Source organism: Candidatus Aeolococcus gillhamiae (genome assembly GCF_016464765.1).
GTDB classification, from domain to species: Bacteria; Chloroflexota; Dormibacteria; order Aeolococcales; family Aeolococcaceae; genus Aeolococcus; species Aeolococcus gillhamiae.
This window is the reverse complement of the sequence record NZ_JAEKNS010000018.1, coordinates 1-4,228: the sequence shown is the minus strand read 5'-3', so window position 1 is coordinate 4,228 and position 4,228 is coordinate 1. Positions and strand designations below refer to the sequence as shown.

Annotated in this window: 3 protein-coding genes and 1 pseudogene; all 4 read right to left on the bottom strand. The window is 66.3% G+C overall.

The window, feature by feature from the left end; genetic code table 11:
• Positions 1-196 precede the first annotated feature (196 nt).
• On the bottom strand, positions 197-514 hold the full coding sequence (locus JF886_RS01220; RefSeq protein ID WP_337308788.1) for a hypothetical protein: 318 nt from the start codon (positions 512-514) through the stop codon (positions 197-199).
• 146 nt (positions 515-660) lie between these two features.
• A complete protein-coding gene (locus tag JF886_RS01215; RefSeq protein WP_337308785.1) occupies positions 661-1,299 on the bottom strand; it encodes a hypothetical protein in 639 nt (212 codons plus the stop codon).
• Positions 1,300-1,718: 419 nt separating this feature from the next.
• Positions 1,719-2,459: pseudogene (gene istB, locus JF886_RS01210) on the bottom strand (IS21-like element helper ATPase IstB); the annotation flags it as partial.
• 14 nt (positions 2,460-2,473) lie between these two features.
• The gene (istA, locus tag JF886_RS01205; protein WP_337308790.1) at positions 2,474-3,994 is read right to left on the bottom strand and encodes an IS21 family transposase; all 1,521 of its coding nucleotides are present in this window, start codon (positions 3,992-3,994) and stop codon (positions 2,474-2,476) included.
• Positions 3,995-4,228: the final 234 nt, after the last annotated feature.

The window sequence follows — 4,228 nt, the reverse complement described above, 5'->3', positions numbered from 1 at the left end:
GTGTCATCCTGTCCTGGGCCATCGTGGGTCTCCTGGTTTGGGTTGAAGCTTTCCAAGAGAACTCCGCGGTGGCCTTCTTTGTCTACCTCGCCGGCAGGCTGGGGCTCACCCGGATTTACACCACACTACGGGACATCACTTCGCCAGTGTTGAGCGTTACACGCAGGGCAACGATGTCTTCCACTCACTCGCTCCATCAAGAACGCCATGGTCGCAAGGCAAGGAGTATCAGCGGCAGCGGAGAAAAAATCACAGCGAACACAGCAAGGGCGCCGAGTCCGCCGCCGTTGGCCCAGCTAATGACACCTAAGGAAAGGTCGAGAAACAGAACCATGGCCGCTGACCAGCCCAACGCACGCCATGCTCCATTCCACCGCACGAGGATCCCTTCCACGAGCATCAGCACATGCGCAGCCACAACAAGGAGCACGGTCGTCGATAGAGCGAACGATTGGGCATCATGAGAGTCAAAGAACCCCGAAGGTGACGGCCCTTCGAGGATCGTCGCGATCAACAGGTAGCCGATAAGCCCCTGACACATAGCCAACCCACTTGCGGCAGACCGGCGAAAGCCGTATTCCGGTCTCTGGTCGCGCCGACTAACGGATGGCGCAGTCACTACGCTGCCGTCGCATCACGCCGAGCTGGCCTGCAGCCCGACTAGTGGTAATCATTTCCTTGAAGGAACTGCAGCAAATCGCGTGCATTCGTGTAGGCGAAGGACTCACTGGTCGTATCCAAGAGTTGCTGGTCTGAGAAACCGGGCCACACACGACTAGCGGCAGGGCCAAGAATGGCACAGGCAGCTGACCCGAGACAGTGTTCCTTCGCCTGGACCCACGCACCGTTCTGTCGCAGGGCGTCGGTGTTCTGCGACTGGAGCGCATTACGGTACGCATCGCCTGCGTTGATGAACGTCTGCACACCTGCTGGGCGTGTCAGCCCAGACGCATCGGCGAGCGACGATGCTGAGTGAACCGACTGGTATTCCGCGGCGCCCCAGAGTCGCTGCGCACCTCCCACATCGCCCGGGTGTGCTTGTCTGAAGGCAAAGAAGTCAGACCACTTCGATGCGCCGGGGTTCATGCCCGGAACACTGGGCCGCTTCGTGAAGGCGTCGTAGCCGCCCTCAATGGCCTGCAGCGTTGATGCATCCGCGGTCGAGTACCAACTCCCCGGTGTGATCAGACCTACATCGCCAAAGGCGTGGATCACACCAAGAACGTTGTTGAACCAGCCTTGAGTGTTGTAGTCGTTCTGGAACTGGGACATCCAGTCGTAGCGAGCACCCGAGTTCATCGCCTCGAAGTCGGGGAGAGCGCAGTCGAGAGCCCTCGCACACGCGGTTGCGAGTTGGTCGCCAGACAGTCCGGGATGCCGCCGCGACGGCGGGACCTGCTCTCCCTGAGCTGACTGGCCTGCAGCGGCCTCCTGAGTGCGCATTTCGGAGTAAGCGATCACTCGTTTCGGTCGAAAGCGATCAGCCGGCCCGGAGTATTCGATCACCCTGAGGGCGCTGTCGGCGGAGCGGCAGCGACGTGGTCAGGATGTCGTCCCCTGCGTACCTCCTTTTCGTGAGCGTCGGTGGGGTGTAGTGTGCCAGCCGAGGCCGGATCTGGCCAGGTGCTGGGCGTCACGACAAGAGGTCATCGCGTCTCTGAGGGGCTCTCAGCGGCACGTTTTCGGGCGCGGCCGACTCCGGCCGATACATCTGGTTGGGGTGACGCGGTGGCGGACGGTTCTCGCCGCAGCGAGTCACCGCGGAGCTCGAGACGGTGGGCGTTGTGGGCGAGACGGTCGAGGATGGCGTCGGCGAGAGTCGGATCGCCCAGCGCCTCATGCCAGTTGGCCACCGGCAGTTGGCTGGTCACGATGGTGGAGCGCCGTTGGTTGCGGTCCTCGATGACCTCGAGCAGATCACCGGCCTGGTCGGTGGTGAGCGGGCGCAGCGCGAGGTCATCGATGAGCAATACGTCGACGCGGGTCCACGCGGCCATCAGTCGGGCGAAGCGTCCGTCACCGTGGGACACAGCGAGCTCGTCGAGCAGCCGCGGCGCGCGCAGGTAGAGTGCGGTGTGCCCGGCGCGGACCGCGGCGTGCGCCAGTGCGCAGGCGAGGAAGGTCTTTCCCGCGCCGGTGGGCCCCACGATGAGCAGGTTCTGGTGAGCGGTGACCCAGTGGGATGAGGCCAGCGTCAGCACCACCGAGCGATCGATGCCGCGCGGTGCGCGGAAGTCGATGTCCTCCACGCAAGCGCTGGCGCGCAGCTTGGCGGTCCTGAGGTTCCGCTCCAGGCGGCGGTTGGCGCGTACCTGGGTCTCGTGGTCCACGAGCAGGCCGAGCCGGTCCTCGAACGCCAACTCGGTGTAGTTGCTGCTCGCCTGCTGTTCAGTCAGCGCGTGGGCCATGGCGCTGAGACCGAGCGCGTGCAGCTTGTCCACGGTCGGGGTGATGAGCATCGTCGTCCTCCTGGTCACTGGTAGTAGGGGGCGCCGCGCACGTTGTCGTGGGCGACCGATGTCGTGGTCAGAACACGCGTGGCCAGTGGCTGGCGATCGAGTCCGCGGCGCAGGATCGACTCCACGCTGCGGTAGCTGAAGGCGCGCAGCGCCAGCGCCCGCGTGCACGCCGCCTCGAGGCGCTCGTCGCCATACCGCTTGCCCAACCGCAGGATGCCGAGGCAGGAACGGAAGCCCTGCTCAGGATGCGGCCGCGAGCGCAGAATCTCGTCCACCACCGCGGCGGTGGATGGGCCCGAGGTCTGCGCCCAGCGCACGATCCGCCCCGGCGTCCACTCGAGGTGGCGGCGGTGTGACTCGGGCATGTGCTCGGACAGCGTGGTGTGGCCACCGCGCGCATGGCTGCGTGGATGGCTCGCCACCCGGCGTCCGCGCTGCAGTACCTCCACCGTCGTCGCGGTGAGGCGCACGTCGCAGACCTGCCGGGCCAGCTGGTGCGGAACGCTGTAGTAGTGGTGCTCGACCTCGACGTGGTAATCGATGTTCACCGTCGCCCGCGTCCACGTCGCGTATTCGTATGCCCGCGCCGGCAGCGGCCGCAGCGCTGCACGCTCCACCTCCTCGAAGAGGCTGCGCCGTGACCCCGGCATCTTCTGGAAGGGCCGATCGTTGAGCCAGTCCAGGCGCTCGGCGATGGCCAGGTTGGCCTCGGCGAGGGAGAAGAAGGTGTGGTGCCGCAGGCTCGCCAGGATCCATCGCTCGGCGAGCAGCACTCCGGCTTCCGCCTTGGCCTTGTCGCGCGGCTTCGCCGGCCGTGCCGGGATCACCACGCTCCCGTGGTGAGCCGCCATCTCCTGGTACGTCGGGTTGATCTCCGGCTCGTAGCGGTGGGCCCGCGTCACTGCGGAGCGCAGGTTGTCGGGAACGAGGATCTCCGGCACGCCACCGAAGAACTCGAAGGCGCCGACGTGGGCTGCGATCCAGTGGGGCAGCTCCTGGGAGGGCAGTGCCTCCGCGTAGGTCAGGCTGCTGCCGCCGAGCACGGCCACGAACAGCTGGGCCGCGCTCACCACACCAGTGCGCGGGTCGGTGATCGGCACGGTCTGGCCGGCGAAGTCGATGAACGCCTTCTCGCCGGCGCGGTGGTCCTGGCGCAGCACCACGTCCACGCCGCGAGCCCACTGCCGATAGTGGTGCACGAACTGGGTGTACTGGTACCCGTCGGGATGGCGCTGCTTGTACTCGACCCAGAGCAGCTGCAGCGTCACGCCCTTGCGCCGTGCCTCGCGGTGGACCTCAGCCCACACCGGCTGCGGCCGGGTCAGCCCCTGCATCGTCGCCACCTGCACGAAGAGGCGCGCCTCCAGCGCGCCGTCATCGAGCTCCTCGGGCAGCGGCCAGCTCAGCCCGGCCGCCAGCGCCCGCGCCACGTAGTCGGTCACCGTGGTCGGCGGCATCCCCAGCGCCGTCGCAACCTGGCGCCGGCTCAGCCGCTCCCCGAGGGTCAGGCGGAGAACCTCTCGTACCTTGCGCATGGCGGATCGGGGTCGGGGCATCGGCATCTCTCCTCGGACGTCTGCTGGGACTGTCCGAGCGAGGGTGCCGAGCCCTCCTCACCTCACGCTGCCGCCCGCCTCGCCCTCCACCGCCGTCCTGGTCGAAAACCCCGAAACGGCCGGTCGGAAACTCCGAAATGGCTGATCGCTTTCATCCGAAACAGCTGGTCGGATTCCGCCGAAATGGGTGGTCGGTTTCCCCCGAAATACGCA

Bases quoted from the DNA above. Each gene is read 5' to 3' on its own strand.
- JF886_RS01215 (WP_337308785.1), bottom strand. From the start codon at position 1,299: ATGAACTCGGGTGCTCGCTACGACTGGATGTCCCAGTTCCAGAACGAC.
- istA (WP_337308790.1), bottom strand. From the start codon at position 3,994: ATGCGCAAGGTACGAGAGGTTCTCCGCCTGACCCTCGGGGAGCGGCTG.